Source organism: Pseudomonas sp. 28 E 9 (genome assembly GCF_900004785.1).
Classification (GTDB): domain Bacteria; phylum Pseudomonadota; class Gammaproteobacteria; order Pseudomonadales; family Pseudomonadaceae; genus Aquipseudomonas; species Aquipseudomonas orientalis_A.
In genome coordinates this window covers 41,657-56,403 of record NZ_CVTK01000010.1, presented here as the reverse complement: position 1 = coordinate 56,403, position 14,747 = coordinate 41,657, and the positions used below count along the sequence as shown (strand labels likewise).

Here is a 14,747-nt window from a genome sequence, read left to right as displayed (position 1 = left end):
TTCACTTCCCTCACCCCGCCGCAGTGAGATTGGAGGCCGTATTGCAACTAGAGCCGCTGTAGGCTGCCTTCTACCTCAAAGCAGCGAGTAGCGCGGTCATGCACAAAGAGCTTCAGAACGAGCTGCAAAAGCCCTATCCGCGCGATTCCCCCTCCGGCTGTATCCCCGCTCACGAGGATTTTCAGGCGCGATCTGTCAACGATCCATGTTACAGAAGGGCGTCTTTGCGAAAACTGTCAATCACTTCTTGTTAAGTGAATCTACCCATGGGTCCAACTTATGGAATAGCTTGGGGTAACGCCCCTTTAAATCCTTTTTCACCTCGGCATAGGTACTGCGCCAGAAGTTGGCCAGGTCCTGCGTAACCTGCACCGGCCGCCGCGCCGGCGACAGCAGGTGCAACTTCACCACTTGGCGCCCACCGGCAATCCGTGGTGTATCCGCCAGCCCGAACAGCTCCTGCAGGCGCACCGCCAGAATCGGCGGCTGTTCGCTGTAGTCCAGGCGCACCGACGAGCCCGACGGCACTTTCACATGCTGGGGCGCGAGTTCATCCAGGCGCTGGGGCAGTGGCCAGGGCAGCAGGTTGTGCAGGTAGCTGGAAATATCCAGGTTGGCGAAATGGCTCAGGCGCGAGACTTTGCCCAGGTAGGGCATCAGCCAGTGCTCCAGGCTGGCGAGCAGGGCCTTGTCGCTGATATCGGGCCATTCGCTGGTGTGGCCGGCGTCCAGTTGGCGCAGCAGCATCACACGGGCCTGCCATTGGCGCAGCTCCGGGGTCCAGGGCAGCAGCTCCAGGCCTTTGCGGCGCACCAGGTTGACCAGCGCCTGGCTGCGGGCGGACTCGTCGAGGCCGGTCAGGGGTTCTCGGCTGAGCACCAGCTCACCGACCTTGCGCTGGCGTTCGGCGCGCAGCACGCCTTCGCGTTCATCCCAATCCAGCTGGTCGACGTTGCGCACTTGCTCGGCCAGCACCGTATCAAACAGCGCCGGATCAAAATCCGCCGCCAGGTAGATGCGCTCTTCGCGCTGGCCCTGGCGGCTACCCAGGTCAGCGATCGCCAGCCAGGGTTGTTTCATCAGGCTGTCGGCCTCGGCGAACAGCGCCGCGCGGCCGTTGGCCAAACGGTATTCGGCGCCCCCGGGGCGACGCTGTTGAGCGACGCGGTCCGGATAGGCCAGCGCCAGCAGGGCGCCGAGCCAGCGAGGGTGGTCGGGGTCGGCCACCGGTTGGCTGGCCTTGCCTCTTAAATAACCACGATACTGGCGCGCCAACTGCCTGGCCCGTTGCACCCCGCCCTGGGTACCACGGGCGCGCTCTTCGCCGGACATCAGTGCCAGGCGACTGTGCAAGTCCGCACCACCACCGCGCAAGATATCGCGTTCGCCCAACAGCGCCGCCACGTCACAGGCCATCGCCGCCAGCCCGAGGTCCTGCCCGCGCAACAACAGATGGGCGATACGCGGGTGGGCGGGCAACTCGGCCATCTTCTGCCCATGGGCGGTGAGGGTTTCTTCGTTCAATGCGCCGAGGCGTTGCAGCAGTTCCTGGGCCTGGGCATACGCAGCGGCGGGCGGCACATCCAGCCATACCAACTGGCTGGGCGTCACGCCCCAACGGGCCAGTTGCAAGGCCAGCCCGGCCAGGTCGGCGGCGAGTATTTCCGCGCTGCCATACGCGGCCAGACCGTCATGCTGGTCTTCGGACCACAACCGATAACACACGCCTGGCTCCAACCGCCCTGCCCGACCGGCGCGCTGGGTGGCGCTGGCGCGGGAGATGCGCTGGGTGTCGAGGCGGGTCATGCCGCTGCCCGGGTCGAAACGCGGCACCCGCGCCAGCCCGGCGTCGATGACAACGCGCACGCCGTTGATGGTCAGGCTGGTCTCGGCGATGTTGGTGGCCAGCACCACTTTGCGCTTGCCGGCCGGCGCCGGGTCGATGGCGGCGCGTTGGGCGTTGAGGTCCAACTCGCCATGCAGGGGGCATAACAACACATCAGGGCGATCCCCCAGGGCGTCGGCCAGTTGCTGGTTGACCCGGCGAATCTCTGCCTGCCCCGGCAAAAACACCAGGACGCTGCCGGTCTCGTCATGCAGGGCTTCGAGAATCGTCTGCACCACCCGTGGCTCGATAAATTCCCCGGACTGGTAGGGCCGGCCCCAGCGCATCTGCACCGGGAACATGCGCCCTTCGCTGCGCAGGATCGGTGCATCATCCAGCAGGCTGGCGAGGCGCTCGCCTTCGAGGGTGGCGGACATCAGCAGGATTTTCAGCGGCTGCTCGTCACGAAACAGCTCGCGGCCGTTGAGGCTCAGGGCCAGCGCCAGGTCGGCGTCGAGGCTGCGCTCATGGAATTCGTCGAAGATCAACAGGCCCACGCCGTCCAGCGCCGGGTCGTCCTGCAGGCGACGGGTGAGAATGCCTTCGGTGACCACTTCGATGCGAGTATTGGGGCCGACTTTGCTGTCGAGGCGGATGCGATAGCCGACCGTTTCACCGACCTTTTCACCCAGCTCGCTGGCCAGCCGCTCGGCGGCGGCCCGCGCAGCCAGGCGCCGGGGTTCGAGCATCAGGATGGTTTGCCCGGCGAGCCAGGGCTCGTTCAATAATGCCAGGGGCACGCGGGTGGTTTTACCGGCGCCGGGGGGCGCTTCCAGCACGGCTTCGTGGCGAATCGCCAAGGCGTCACGCAGGGCGGGTAAAACATCATCGATCGGCAACGAATTCATACTGGCTCCAAAGCAGAGCGGCGAGTATAACGGCGAACGGCCGGAGGCTGACGCGGGTCTCAAAAACACCTATGCAATCGAGTGTGGGAGCATCGGCGTCTGGCACATCTGGCTTATAGTCACCCTTAATATATTCAGGAGACTTTTTCATGCGTATCGCTTCCCGTGTCATCGGCGGCGTCCTGGCCGTCACCCTGCTGAGCCAACTCACCGCCTGCGGTTCGATTTTCTACCCCGACCGGCGCGGTCAGATCAACGGCAAAATCGACCCGGCCATCGCCGTGCTCGATGCGGTCGGCTTGTTGTTCTACGTGATCCCCGGCCTGATCGCGTTCGGCGTCGACTTCGCCACGGGCGCGATCTATTTCGAACCGGGCAAGACCGCCCAGGTCGCGCCGGAAAAACTGCACGAAGCCATCGGCGCCGACGGCAAGGTCGATAACGCCAAGCTGCAAAGCATTATCCAGGCGGAAACCGGCCGCACCTTGCCGCTGGACGACCCGCGCCTGATCCAGTTCAAGGGCAGCGTGCACCAATTGGCGTCCCTGGGCCTGCAGCCCGCCGCATAAGGACAGCCCATGACCAGCAGTCCCGAACACGCCAGGCTTCTGCGCCTGGCTACACGCGCCTCGGTGGGCGTGGCCTGTGTGCTGATTGTCACCAAGGCCATCGCCTGGTGGTTCAGTGGCTCGGTGGCCATGCTCGCCGGGTTGACCGATTCGCTGCTCGATGGCGTGACCTCGCTGCTCAATCTGCTGGCGGTGCACTACGCCCTGCGCCCCGCCGATGATGACCACCGTTACGGTCACGGCAAAGCGGAGTCGCTGTCGGGGATGGCCCAGGCGCTGTTTATCGGTGGCAGCGCGGTGTTGATCGCCTTGCAGGCCTATCAACGCCTGCAGCACCCGGAACCCGTGGGCGCGCCCTGGCTGAGCATTGGCGTGATCGTGTTCTCACTGGTGCTGACCGTGGCGTTGTTGATGCTGCAACATCGGGTGATCCGCGAAACCGGCTCCAACGCGGTGCGCGCCGACTCGCTGCATTATCGCTCCGACCTGATGCTCAACGGCAGCATCCTGGTGGCCTTGGTGCTCGCCGGTTTTGGCTTTAATCAGGTGGACGCCTGGTTCGGCCTGGGCATCGCCGCCTACATCCTGTGGAGTGCGATCCAGATTGCCCGGGAAAGCTTTGCCGTGTTGATGGATGAAGAGTTACCGCCGGACGTCAGCCAGCACATGCTTGAACTGGCCCGTAGCGTACCCGGGGTACTGGGCGCCCACGACTTGCGCACACGCATTTCGGGCAGCCACTGGTTTGTGCAGTTGCACCTGGAGTTGCCGGGGGAATTGACCTTATCGGTGGCCCACAGCATCAGCGACCAGGCCGCCGACGCCATTCACCAGGCTTACCCACGCGCCGAAGTGCTGGTGCACGCCGACCCGCGGGAAGTGGTCACTGGCAACAAGACCTAGTACTGCACCTGATACCCACGACTGCCCAGGCAGTTGCCCTGGGCCTGGCGGTAGGTCTGCACCACCGCAGGGTCGGGGGCGTAGGTGGCGGTCTGCGGGTCAAAGCCGCTTTGCTGCGCGGCCCAGCGGTAACAATCGTAACCGTCCTGCTGCACCTGAGCCGGGGATTGCCCGTTGGCAGGGTAGGCCACCACGTCATAGCCGTTGCCTTGCGGCGCAGGCTGAGGCGCCGGCACCTGCGCCGGCGGTTCCACTACCACGTATTGCTGGGTGTTCTGTTCGTAGGCGTAGTAGGCGCCAGCCGCCAGGAACAATAGCGAACCGCCCACCCAGACTTCACGCGCGTAGTCCGGCAAATACTGCACCCGAATACCATACGGTGGCCTCACCACCACATAACGCGGACCTTGTGGACGGTACCAGTAGCCGCCGGAGAAAAAGTAATCCTGGCCGCGATACGGCACGCGGTAATTACGGTCAGGGAAACGGTCGACGACATAGCCGGGGCGATGCTGCGGCCCCGGGCCCCAACCATTGCCATGCCCATCGGGGCGGCCAGGCCAGCGGTTATCCCAGCGGTTATCGTTGGGATGGCCATTGTCCCCGGGGCGCGAACCGGGGCCGCCGGCCTCCCAATGGCGGTTGTCGTCGTTGCGCCGGGGAATGTCGCGGTAGTAGCCCTGGCGCGGTTCCTGGGTCTGGCGCACGGTATCGGGCCGGCCCTGGATCGGCAGGTTATTGGACGGCTGCGGCTGCGGTCGCCCCGGTTCATTGACCGGCGGGCGCCCTTGCCATTGGCCGCCGCCATTGTGGCCGCCGCGATCAACCGGCGGGGCCTGCGGGCGCGGCGGGTTATTGTCCGGGCGACCTGCGCCTTCCGGCCCCCGCTCATGCTGGCCACCGCCCTGTGGGCGCGGCCCCTGGCCCGGTGAGTTATCGCGCTCGTCGGCGATTACCTGCGTGCCGACGCTGACCACCAGCAAACCAACACCTGCCATACGCCAGATGCGCTTCATGCTTTTCCTCACTGCGGGTTAGGGCTTGTTCATGAGACTGGGAAAGCCTCGCCCGGTTCTGAGACAGGTTATCAGTCACCAGCACTATTTTCTTGAACGCAAAAGAAAAGGGGTGACCCGTCGGCCACCCCTTGAGAATTTCGTCCTGGCTCAACGCTTTTGACGTTGGCTCACCTCACGCCGTCTTGTGGACAGTGTGCAGCCTGGAGGCCGGCTCAACCCTGCTGGGGCGGCGGCCGCAGCGGGCCTGATTGGGCGGGCTGCAGTGGACTGTTGTCCAGGCGGTGATTCTGTTGATAAAGATACAGGTCTGCGCCCGACGGATGATTGCGAAGATTGCGTCAATAAACAGTGCTTGCGCAATTTTTAACCCTTCATGGATAATTCACCGCAATAGTTACGACAAAGGCCAACCCAATGAGCAAGCTTGACCGATACGACCTGAGTATTCTGGCGGAATTGCAGCGCGACGCGAGGATCTCCAACCAGGAGCTGGCCGAGCGTATCGGCCTGTCGCCTTCGCCCTGCTCGCGCCGGGTCAAGCAATTGGAAGACGACGGCTACATCGCCCGCCAGGTGGCGTTGCTCGACCGCAAGATGCTCGGCCTGAGCCTGACGGCCTATGTGCTGATCGGCATGGACCGGCATACGCCGGAACGTTTCGAGAATTTCGAAGCGGCCATCCGTACCTTGCCCCAGGTCCTGGAATGCAGTCTGGTGACCGGGATGGACGCCGACTATCAGTTGAAGGTGGTGGTGCCGGACATGGACCATTATCAGAAGCTGCTGCTGGGGCACCTGACCCGGATTGAAGGCGTGACCAGCGTGCGCTCCAGCTTTGTGCTGAACCAGGTGCTCAACAGCACCGAACTGCCATTGACCCACCTGCGCACCTGAGGACAACGAAGTTCAAGGGGCTTGCTTGTTGTAGGAGCGAGCTTGCTCGCGAAAAACGCACAGGCGCCGCGTTCATTCAGAAAGCACGCGGTATCGTTGACGTTTTTCGCGAGCAAGCTCGCTCCTACATTTGGATTGTGCTTCGACCCAGGTCAATGTTGCGCCTGTGACGCTGCCGTATACTTCCCGCCTGCCTTAGTAGGAAGCCCCATGAACAACATCGACCCCGCCCTGTTCGAAGAATGGATGATGACCGGCCTGGTCACTGTCCTGATTATTTTCATGGGCTTTATCGTCTGGGACCTGGCGAAGAAATCCAAGGCCGGGCGCTTTGGCTCGTTCATTCTGTTTTTCGTGCTGGGCCTGGGCGTGGCCGCGTTCATCATCAAGAGCGTGGTGATCGGGCTGATCGAGTCCGGCGCCTTATAAACGTGCCGGTACGGCCTTCCACTGGCCCTGATCGATGCCTTCGATAGACCAGTCACCAATCCGCACGCGCACCAGGCGCAACGTCGGCAAGCCCACCGCCGCAGTCATGCGCCGCACCTGGCGATTGCGCCCTTCACGTATGACCAATTCCAACCAATGAGTCGGCACGCTTTTGCGAAAGCGCACGGGCGGGTTGCGCGGCCATAATTCGGGTTCTTCCAACTGCCGCGCCTCGGCGGGCAAGGTCATGCCGTCGTTAAGCTCCACGCCGTCGCGCAAGCGTTGCAGTTGTGCTTCGGTCGGTTCGCCTTCGACTTGCACCCAGTAGGTTTTTGCCAGCTTGTGTTTGGGATCGGCAATGCGCGCCTGCAACTGGCCATCATTGGTCAGCAACAACAGGCCTTCGCTGTCACGGTCCAGGCGGCCGGCCGGGTAGATGCCGGGGATATCGATGAAATCCTTGAGGGTCGCGCGCCCGCCTTCGTCACTGAACTGGGTCAGCACATCGAAAGGCTTGTTGAACAGGATCAGCTTTGGCTCGGCCGGCGGCGCCTTGGCGACACGGCGCGGGCCTGCATGCGGGGGGTTCACGCCGGGGCGGCGCGCATCGGGACGAGTGGGACGGGACATGGCAAGGGAACATCTAACGGTCAGGACCCACAATGCTAGTGGCCTGACCGCTAAATGACCATCCCCACCGCTTAGCGGAACGGCGGCTCGTCGAAGCTGCGCAGTTTGCGCGAGTGCAGCGAGTTGAGTTCGGTGCGCAGCAGGTCGACGGCTTCGATGCCGATCTTCAAGTGCTGGCTGACGGCGCGCTCGTAGAACGCGTTGGCCGAACCCGGCAACTTGATCTCGCTGTGCAGCGGCTTGTCCGACACACACAACAACGTGCCGTACGGCACCCGCAAACGGTAGCCCTGGGCGGCGATGGTGCCGCTTTCCATGTCCACCGCCACGGCGCGGGACAGGTTGATCAGCGGTCGTTCCTGGGCCCAGCGCAGTTCCCAGTTGCGGTCGTCGTAGGTCAATACGGTGCCGGTGCGCAGGCGTTTTTTCAGCTCTTCACCTTTTTCGCCGGTGACGTTCGCCGCCGCTTGCTGAAGCGCCAGTTGCACCTCGGCCAGGGCCGGGATCGGGATGTTCGGCGGAACCACGCGGTCGAGAATCCCATCACGACGCATATAGGCGTGGGCCAGTACGTAGTCGCCGATGGTCTGGGATTGGCGCAGGCCGCCGCAGTGCCCGATCATCAGCCAGCAATGCGGGCGCAGCACGGCCAGGTGGTCGGTGATGTTCTTGGCGTTGGACGGGCCCACGCCGATATTCACCAGGGTCACGCCATGGCCATCAGTGGCCTGCAAGTGATAGGCCGGCATCTGGTAGCGGTGCCACACCACGCCCGCAGCAATCGCCGACGCTTCGCCATGGTCCATGCTCTTGTCGATCACCACGTTGCCCGGCAGCACCATGCGGATAAAGCGTGGGTCGCTGCGCAGTTGCTCCAGGCCATGCAGGATGAACTGGTCAACGTAGCGATGGTAGTTGGTCAACAGAATCCACGGTTGCACATGGCGCCAGTCGCTGCCGGTGTAGTGCACCAGGCGGCGCAGGGAGAAGTCCACACGCGCCGCGTCGAACAGGGCCAGGGGCAGCGGATCGGTGTTCTCCCAGTCATAGAGACCGTCGGCAATGCCATCGGTGGCGGCGGACAAGTCGGTGCTGGGGAACACGCGGGCCAGGGTCGCGGCGGTCACGCCGGAGCCGGCCAGTTCGTCGCCCTGCTCCACCACGTAAGGGTACGGAATGTTCTGCTGGCTGACGCCCACTTCCACCGTCACGGTGAAGTCGTGCATCAGCGGCACCAGTTGCTCCAGCAGGTACTTACGGAACGCCGCCGGATGGGTGACGGTAACGCTGTAGGTACCCGGCAATTGCACCTTGGCATAGGCCCGGGTGGTCTGTGGGACTTCGCCGTGGCAGTGGTAAGTCAGGCGCAGTTCGGGGTAGCGAAACTGCGCGCGTTGTTCGGCGTCGGGTTCGACGCGATCCTTGAGGTATTGCTTGAGGGCTTGATTGAGCGCGCCAGTCGCACGCTCATGCAGGGCCGCCAGCCGATCCACGGCCTCTTCAGCGGTTTGAACGACAACAAAAGCTTCGGTCACGGTAAGCATCCTGTGTTCTGGACTTGCAGGCCTTTATCTTGCCTGTATCCCTGCCTCACTGAAACACCAGAGTTGGAATGCTCTTTAAAATGTGGGAGGGGGCTTGCCCCGATAGCGGAGTATCAGCCACCAGATGTATTGGCTGACACACCGCTATCGGGGGCAAGCCCCCTCCCACACTTGACCGCGTTTATTCAGGGAGATGGTGGGGTTGAACGGGCGACCAGCGCTTCCACATCCACCCCACGCGGCAGGGCGCCGTAGACCCGGCCCGACGACTCACCCAACCGACTGGCCACAAACCCATCGCTGACCGCCGCATTACCGGCCTCCAGCAGCAGCTTGGCCTGCAACGCCAGGGCGATGTCCTCGGTGAGCTGACGGGCGCGGTATTGGATATCCTGGGTGTCCATAAACGCTGACTTCAACCGCTCGATGTGTCGCGCCAATTGCCGGTCGCCATGCCCGTCGCCCAGCTCGACGAACAACGCCTCCAGCACACCGGGTTCCTTGGACAATGCCCGCAGCACGTCCAGGCATTGCACGTTGCCGGAACCTTCCCACGTCGAATTCACCGGTGCCTCACGGTACAGACGCGGCAGGATGCTGTCCTCGACATAGCCGGCGCCGCCCATGCATTCAGCGGCCTCATTGATCATGGCCGGCGCCCGTTTGCAGATCCAATACTTGCCCACCGCCGTCACCAGCCGGGCGAACTTGGCCTCCTGTTCATTGCCCAGGTGATCCAGCGCCCGCCCCATGCGCAGGCTCAAGGCCAGGGCCGCTTCGCTTTCCAGGGCCAGGTCGGCGAGCACGTTCTGCATCAGCGGTTGTTCGCTCAGCACGCGGCCGCCGACCGAACGATGGGCGCAGTGATGGCTGGCCTGGGTCAATGCCTGGCGCATCAGCGCGCTGGAACCGACCATGCAATCGAAGCGGGTCATGGCGACCATCTCGATAATGGTCGGCACGCCGCGCCCCTCTTCACCGATCATCCAGGCCAGGGCGCCACGGAACTCCACTTCACTGGAGGCGTTGGAGCAGTTGCCGAGTTTGTTTTTCAAACGCTGGATGTAGAACTCGTTGCGTGTGTCATCCGGGCGATGCCGGGGCAGCAGGAAACAGGTCAGGCCCTTGTCGGTCTGGGCCAGGGTGAGGAAGCCGTCACACATCGGCGCCGAGCAGAACCATTTGTGGCCGACCAGTTCATAGGCCTGCCCCGGACCGCCCGCGCCCACCGGATAGGCGCGGGTGGTGTTGGCGCGCACATCGGTGCCGCCCTGTTTTTCGGTCATGGCCATGCCGATTGTGGCACCGCTTTTGTGGGCAATGCCGAGGTTGCGCGGGTCGTATTGGGTCGAGAGGATCTTCGGCAGCCACAGCTCAGCCAGGTCTGGCTGCAACTGCAGGGCAGGGACGCAGGCGAAGGTCATGGTCAGCGGGCAGCCGCTGCCGGCTTCGGCCTGGGTGTGCAGATAGGTCATGGCAGCGCGCGCCACGTGGGCGCCGGATTGCGGATCGGTCCACGGCAGCGACGGCAGGCCATGTTCGACGGCGGTGCGCATCAGTTCGTGGTAGGCGGGGTGAAACTCCACCAGGTCAATCCGGTGACCATAACGGTCATGGCTGCTGAACACCGGCTTGTTCTGATTGGCCAGGAAGCCGGCCTCCATCAACGGCCCGCCGGCCAACGCACCATAGGCATCGATACGCGACTCGGCCCAGCCGGCGCCAAAGCGACGCGCCCATTCTTGCAGGGGCAGGTCGATGCGATACAGGTTGGTGCCGTCCAGGGACGGTGGCTGGTTGGTGACGTCGTGGGTTTCGGCAAACCGGTGCGGGTTCATGACGGGCCTCCTGGAAAAAGGCCACGTGATATCGAGGCCTGATTTTCAGTTAAGCACCGTCAACCAGGTTAAAAAAGTGGCATACGCGCCGAATGCACGGCGCTTTCGCCCTCTTGCGGACACAATACAAGACGCTCCAGCGCGGCCTGCAAGGCCTCGAACCGTACCGGCTTGGCCAGGTGCTCGCTCATGCCGATGCCATGGCAGCGCTCGCGGTCTGCGACATTGAGCGCGGTGCTCATGCCGATCACCGGTAATTCACCGCAGCCAGGCAAGGCACGAATCTGACAGCACAACGAGAAGCCGCCCTCAGGCACATCCAGCACCACCGCATCAAACCTGTTCTCCTGCAGCGCCGTCAGCGCTGCCGGCCCCCCATCCACGGCTTTGACCCGATAACCCAGTTTGAGCAGCATGCCGCGCACCGCCAGTTGCACCACGCTGTTGTCGTCCACCAGCAGCACCGTGCAATCCTGCGGCGCGCGTTGCGCAGGCAGCGATTGCGCGGCCGGCTTGGTCTCCGGCGGCATTGGCTTGACGTCCACTTCCAGTTGGAAGCGACTGCCCTTGCGTGGCTCCGAATGATGGGTGAGGCGCCCGCCCACCAGCTCGATCAACTGCCGGCAAATCGCCAGGCCGATGCCCAGCCCGCCATATTCCCGGGTCATCGACCCATCGAGCTGGAAGAAGCGCTGGTACAGCGTGGCTTCGTCAAGGAAGGCAAAGCCGATCCCGGTGTCGGTCACGATAAAGCTCAGGTGCAAGCTGCCATCGGCTTGGGGCAGGCCTACCACGCGCAGGCGCACCGCACCGTGGTGGGTGAATTTGAAGGCGTTGTCCAGCAGGCAGTCCAGGCACTGGATCAGTTTGTCGGCGTCGCCGATCACGCGGTCCGGCACGGCATCGGCGACGTCAATGGAAAACTCCAGGCCCTTGGCCTGGGCGCTGGGCGTGAACTGTTGGCGCAAGGTTTCCAGCGCGCCGCGCAGGCCGAACACCTGGGGCCGGGCAACCAGGCGGCCGGCCTGCAACTCGGTCAGGGTGAGAATGCCGTTGACCATGCGCATCATGTCCCGCGCCGAACCGGCGGCGGCTTGCTGGTACTGCGCCAGGTCGTCGCCCAGGGGTTCGGTCTGCATCAGTTCAAGGGAGCCGATGACGCCGTTCATCGGCGTGCGTAACTCATGGGTCAAGGTGGCGAGGAATTCATCCTTGAGCCGATTGCTGCGGGCCAGTTGCTGGTTGAGCACTTCGAGCTTCTGGCTGGCATCGAACAGGATCTGCGCCTGCTGCTCGCGCATGCCGTTGATGCGGTCGGCCAGGGCCAGGGACAGCAGCGCCACTTCAATGGCCGAGCCGATCTGGCTGGCATACATCGTGAGGAAGACGTTGGGCAAGTAGCCCAGCACCATCAGCGTATTGATCACCCCGCCGAGTAAAAACGCCGACCAGGCAATGATGAAATAACGCGCCATGCGCTGGCCGCAATACCAGGCCTTGATCGCGGTCACGAAGATGGTCACGGTAAACACCAATGCCAGGCCGGTGGCCAGGCGCAGGGCGACCGCGTAGCTGGTCAGCAGCGCCAGCGCCATGACCACCCCACCACAGGCCGCCAGCGCCAGCAGGATGCGGTCGAGCCAGCGGCTGTGCTGCGCGGTATGCAGGAAACTGCGCGCGAACAGGCTGCCGAACAAGGCGGCCGCGCCGATCAGAAACGGCACCGCCGCATTCGCCCACCACGGATTGTTCGGCCAGAAGTATTCCACCGCCACGCCATTGACCGACAGTTGGTACAGGCCAAACGAGGCGATGTAGAGGATGTAATAGAGGTAACTGGTGTCGCGCACGCTCAAATAAATGAACAGGTTGTAAATCAGCATGCCCAGCAACACGCCGTAGATAGCGCCCAGCACATACAAGCGCAGCGGCTGCTCTTCCAGATAGGCGGTGCCGGACCAGAGGGTCAACGGCGCCTGGATCGAGCCCTGGCTTTGCAGGCGCAGGTAGACCGTCTGCCGCTGGTCGGGCACGAAGTTGAGCTTGAACAGGTAGTTGCTCTGGCGCACCTCGCGGCTGGAAAACGGTAACGCGCTGCCGGTGCGGGTGGTGAGACGATAATTGCCGGTGCCGTCGTTCTGGTACAGATCCAGGCGATTGAGCGGCGGGTAAGCCAGTTCCAGAAACCAGGTACGCGGGGAGCGCGGGTCAACGGCGGTGTAATGCAGGTTGACCTTCAGCCAGAACACCGAGTGCGAATAACCGGCATTGAGGGTGGGTTCGTCATGGGTCTTGAATTGGGCGGCGTAGGCAGGCGAGCTGACGTCGGCAATGGTGAGGCCGCCGGTGGGGTCTTCGAGCACTTGCATGACCCGGCCCAATGGCAGGCTTCGGGTGCTCTGATTGAACTCGACGGCGCCCGCCAACAGCGGCAACCCGCACAATAATAAAATCAGCAAATAGCGCATAGAGCCCCAGCGTGGCCTGGCCGGTTAAGGCAAAAAAGCTCCTCCATTCCTTTTGAGAAGACGTACACCGGCAATACAGAAAGTTGTTTGAATGAACTCTAGCATAGCCGGTAAAGGCCATTAGACACCATTGGAAGTATTTTCGGACGGCCCTGGGACGTGGCTTTCAGCGCATTTGATGACAATTGTCAGCCGCCCGAAACGTCTCGGCGCAGGGCAACATTCAGCTATCGCCGGACGGCCACGCAAAAAGCGTTTGGTGGTAAGCTCGCGCACCATGAATATCTACAGCTCTCGCCCCGTTGTTCTCTGTCTCTCCGGCCATGATCCCAGTGGTGGCGCCGGCTTGCAGGCCGATATCGAAGCCCTGCTCGCCCAGGGCTGCCACGCCGCTACGGCCGTCACCGCGCTGACCGTGCAGAACACCGTCAATGTCAGTGACTTTCGTGTGCTCGACCGCGAGTGGGTGCTGGCCCAGGCCAACGCCGTGCTCGGCGACTCCGAAGTCGCGGCGGTCAAGCTGGGCATGCTGGGGTCTACCGCCATGGTCGACACCGTGATCGAACTGCTGCAGGCGCACCCGCACCTGCCGGTGGTGTGCGACCCGGTGCTGCGTGCCGGCGGCGGCGGCAGCCTGGGCAAGGATGACGTCGGCTATGCGATGCGCGAGCGACTGTTGCCCCTGGCACTGATCGCCACGCCCAACCTGCCCGAGGCGCGCATCCTCGCCGAACTGCCCGACGGCAGTGCCGACGCATGCGCCGAGAAGCTGTTGCCCTACGTCAAGCACCTGCTGATCACCGGCGGCCACGGCGATGAGCAGCAAGTGCACAATCGCCTGTACAGCCGCGACGGCAGCCGCCATACCTTTACGTGCCAACGCTTGCCCGGCAGCTATCACGGCTCGGGGTGCACGCTGGCCAGCACCCTTGCCGGGCGAATCGCCCAGGGCGAAGGGTTGGTGAGCGCCGTGCAGTCGGCGCTCGACTACACCTGGCGCACCCTGCGTGACGCCGAACGACTCGGCCAGGGCCAGTTCGTGCCTCGCCGTCTGCCGCTGGATTTCTGCTCTTAATACCGAGAGGCCTGCCCGATGAAACTACGTGGCCTTTACGCCATCACCGACAGCCAACTGTTGGCCGGCAAATTTCTCGCCTACGTCGAAGCGGCGCTGGACGGCGGCGTGACATTGCTGCAGTACCGCGACAAGAGCAGCGACGAGGCGCGGCGCCTGCGTGAAGCGGAGAAACTGCGAGAACTGTGCTCGCGCTACACGACCCAATTGATCATCAACGATGACGCCGAACTGGCCGCGCGCCTGGGCGTGGGCGTGCATCTGGGGCAGACCGACGGCCCACTGACCCCGGCCCGGGCGCTGCTCGGCTCCAGGGCGATCATCGGTGCCACCTGCCACAGCCAGATAGAACTGGCCGAACAGGCCGCCAGGGAAGGCGCCAGCTACGTCGCCTTCGGGCGCTTCTTCAATTCCACGACCAAACCTGGCGCCCCGGCCGCCACCGTTGACATGCTGGCCGAGGCGCGCAAACGCCTGCACCTGCCGATCTGCGTGATCGGCGGCGTCACCCTGGAAAACGCCGAACCGCTGGTGGCCCACGGGGCAGACCTGCTCGCCGTGGTGCACGGCCTGTTCGGCGCCGACAGCACCCAGGAAGTCACGCGCCGTGCCCGTGCTTTCAACGCCCTTCTTAAGATTTGATTT

Annotated in this window: 12 protein-coding genes; 6 read left to right on the top strand and 6 right to left on the bottom strand. The window is 63.5% G+C overall.

Features of this window, described 5'->3' with window-relative positions; translation table 11 throughout:
* Nucleotides 1–240: 240 nt before the first annotated feature.
* Complete coding sequence (gene hrpB, locus BFQ00_RS01200; RefSeq protein WP_065932390.1) at nucleotides 241–2,733, bottom strand: ATP-dependent helicase HrpB; 2,493 nt, start codon at nucleotides 2,731–2,733, stop codon at nucleotides 241–243.
* Nucleotides 2,734–2,882: 149 nt separating this feature from the next.
* Here hrpB and BFQ00_RS01195 point away from each other — a divergent pair, with 149 nt between their 5' ends.
* Together BFQ00_RS01195 and BFQ00_RS01190 are read left to right on the top strand one after the other, a co-directional pair.
* Nucleotides 2,883–3,302: a polyribonucleotide nucleotidyltransferase gene (locus BFQ00_RS01195; protein ID WP_065932389.1), complete on the top strand. Its 420-nt coding sequence runs from the start codon at nucleotides 2,883–2,885 to the stop codon at nucleotides 3,300–3,302.
* A gap of 9 nt (nucleotides 3,303–3,311) precedes the next feature.
* Nucleotides 3,312–4,205: a cation diffusion facilitator family transporter gene (locus BFQ00_RS01190; protein WP_065886870.1), complete on the top strand. Its 894-nt coding sequence runs from the start codon at nucleotides 3,312–3,314 to the stop codon at nucleotides 4,203–4,205.
* Here BFQ00_RS01190 and BFQ00_RS01185 read toward each other — a convergent pair.
* The gene (locus BFQ00_RS01185; protein WP_065886869.1) at nucleotides 4,202–5,221 is read right to left on the bottom strand and encodes a DUF6515 family protein; all 1,020 of its coding nucleotides are present in this window, start codon (nucleotides 5,219–5,221) and stop codon (nucleotides 4,202–4,204) included. The genes BFQ00_RS01190 and BFQ00_RS01185 overlap by 4 nt on opposite strands.
* Before the next feature lie 417 nt (nucleotides 5,222–5,638).
* Between BFQ00_RS01185 and BFQ00_RS01180 the strand changes: the two genes are divergently transcribed.
* Nucleotides 5,639–6,118 (top strand): Lrp/AsnC family transcriptional regulator, encoded by a 480-nt coding sequence (locus BFQ00_RS01180; protein ID WP_003194418.1) that lies wholly within the window; start codon nucleotides 5,639–5,641, stop codon nucleotides 6,116–6,118.
* 219 nt (nucleotides 6,119–6,337) lie between these two features.
* The gene (locus BFQ00_RS01175) at nucleotides 6,338–6,547 is read left to right on the top strand and encodes a DUF2788 domain-containing protein (RefSeq protein ID WP_032884769.1); all 210 of its coding nucleotides are present in this window, start codon (nucleotides 6,338–6,340) and stop codon (nucleotides 6,545–6,547) included.
* Here the strand turns inward: BFQ00_RS01175 and BFQ00_RS01170 are convergent.
* The 4 genes from BFQ00_RS01170 to BFQ00_RS01155 form a co-directional block, all read right to left on the bottom strand.
* Nucleotides 6,542–7,177 carry a pseudouridine synthase gene (locus tag BFQ00_RS01170; protein ID WP_065932388.1) on the bottom strand — a complete coding sequence of 212 codons (636 nt, stop codon included), beginning with the start codon at nucleotides 7,175–7,177 and terminating at the stop codon, nucleotides 6,542–6,544. The two genes, BFQ00_RS01175 and BFQ00_RS01170, sit on opposite strands and share 6 nt — an antisense overlap.
* 71 nt (nucleotides 7,178–7,248) lie before the next feature.
* On the bottom strand, nucleotides 7,249–8,721 hold the full coding sequence (amn, locus tag BFQ00_RS01165) for an AMP nucleosidase (protein WP_162303223.1): 1,473 nt from the start codon (nucleotides 8,719–8,721) through the stop codon (nucleotides 7,249–7,251).
* Nucleotides 8,722–8,906: 185 nt separating this feature from the next.
* The gene (locus BFQ00_RS01160; protein ID WP_065932387.1) at nucleotides 8,907–10,559 is read right to left on the bottom strand and encodes an acyl-CoA dehydrogenase family protein; all 1,653 of its coding nucleotides are present in this window, start codon (nucleotides 10,557–10,559) and stop codon (nucleotides 8,907–8,909) included.
* 68 nt (nucleotides 10,560–10,627) lie between these two features.
* Nucleotides 10,628–13,027 (bottom strand): hybrid sensor histidine kinase/response regulator, encoded by a 2,400-nt coding sequence (locus BFQ00_RS01155; RefSeq protein WP_065932386.1) that lies wholly within the window; start codon nucleotides 13,025–13,027, stop codon nucleotides 10,628–10,630.
* Between the two features lie 277 nt (nucleotides 13,028–13,304).
* On the opposite strand from BFQ00_RS01155, the gene BFQ00_RS01150 reads away from it, so the two are divergent.
* Complete coding sequence (locus BFQ00_RS01150) at nucleotides 13,305–14,102, top strand: hydroxymethylpyrimidine/phosphomethylpyrimidine kinase (protein ID WP_065932385.1); 798 nt, start codon at nucleotides 13,305–13,307, stop codon at nucleotides 14,100–14,102.
* Between the two features lie 18 nt (nucleotides 14,103–14,120).
* Nucleotides 14,121–14,744, top strand: a complete 624-nt coding sequence (gene thiE, locus BFQ00_RS01145; protein WP_065932384.1) for a thiamine phosphate synthase — start codon at nucleotides 14,121–14,123, stop codon at nucleotides 14,742–14,744.
* Nucleotides 14,745–14,747: the final 3 nt, after the last annotated feature.

What these genes read in the sequence shown, in the direction of transcription:
- hrpB (WP_065932390.1), bottom strand. Translation starts at nt 2,733, where the DNA reads ATGAATTCGTTGCCGATCGATGATGTTTTACCCGCCCTGCGTGACGCC.
- BFQ00_RS01195 (WP_065932389.1), top strand. Translation starts at nt 2,883, where the DNA reads ATGCGTATCGCTTCCCGTGTCATCGGCGGCGTCCTGGCCGTCACCCTG.
- BFQ00_RS01190 (WP_065886870.1), top strand. Translation starts at nt 3,312, where the DNA reads ATGACCAGCAGTCCCGAACACGCCAGGCTTCTGCGCCTGGCTACACGC.
- BFQ00_RS01185 (WP_065886869.1), bottom strand. Translation starts at nt 5,221, where the DNA reads ATGAAGCGCATCTGGCGTATGGCAGGTGTTGGTTTGCTGGTGGTCAGC.
- BFQ00_RS01180 (WP_003194418.1), top strand. Translation starts at nt 5,639, where the DNA reads ATGAGCAAGCTTGACCGATACGACCTGAGTATTCTGGCGGAATTGCAG.
- BFQ00_RS01170 (WP_065932388.1), bottom strand. Translation starts at nt 7,177, where the DNA reads ATGTCCCGTCCCACTCGTCCCGATGCGCGCCGCCCCGGCGTGAACCCC.
- amn (WP_162303223.1), bottom strand. Translation starts at nt 8,721, where the DNA reads ATGCTTACCGTGACCGAAGCTTTTGTTGTCGTTCAAACCGCTGAAGAG.
- BFQ00_RS01160 (WP_065932387.1), bottom strand. Translation starts at nt 10,559, where the DNA reads ATGAACCCGCACCGGTTTGCCGAAACCCACGACGTCACCAACCAGCCA.
- BFQ00_RS01155 (WP_065932386.1), bottom strand. Translation starts at nt 13,027, where the DNA reads ATGCGCTATTTGCTGATTTTATTATTGTGCGGGTTGCCGCTGTTGGCG.
- BFQ00_RS01150 (WP_065932385.1), top strand. Translation starts at nt 13,305, where the DNA reads ATGAATATCTACAGCTCTCGCCCCGTTGTTCTCTGTCTCTCCGGCCAT.
- thiE (WP_065932384.1), top strand. Translation starts at nt 14,121, where the DNA reads ATGAAACTACGTGGCCTTTACGCCATCACCGACAGCCAACTGTTGGCC.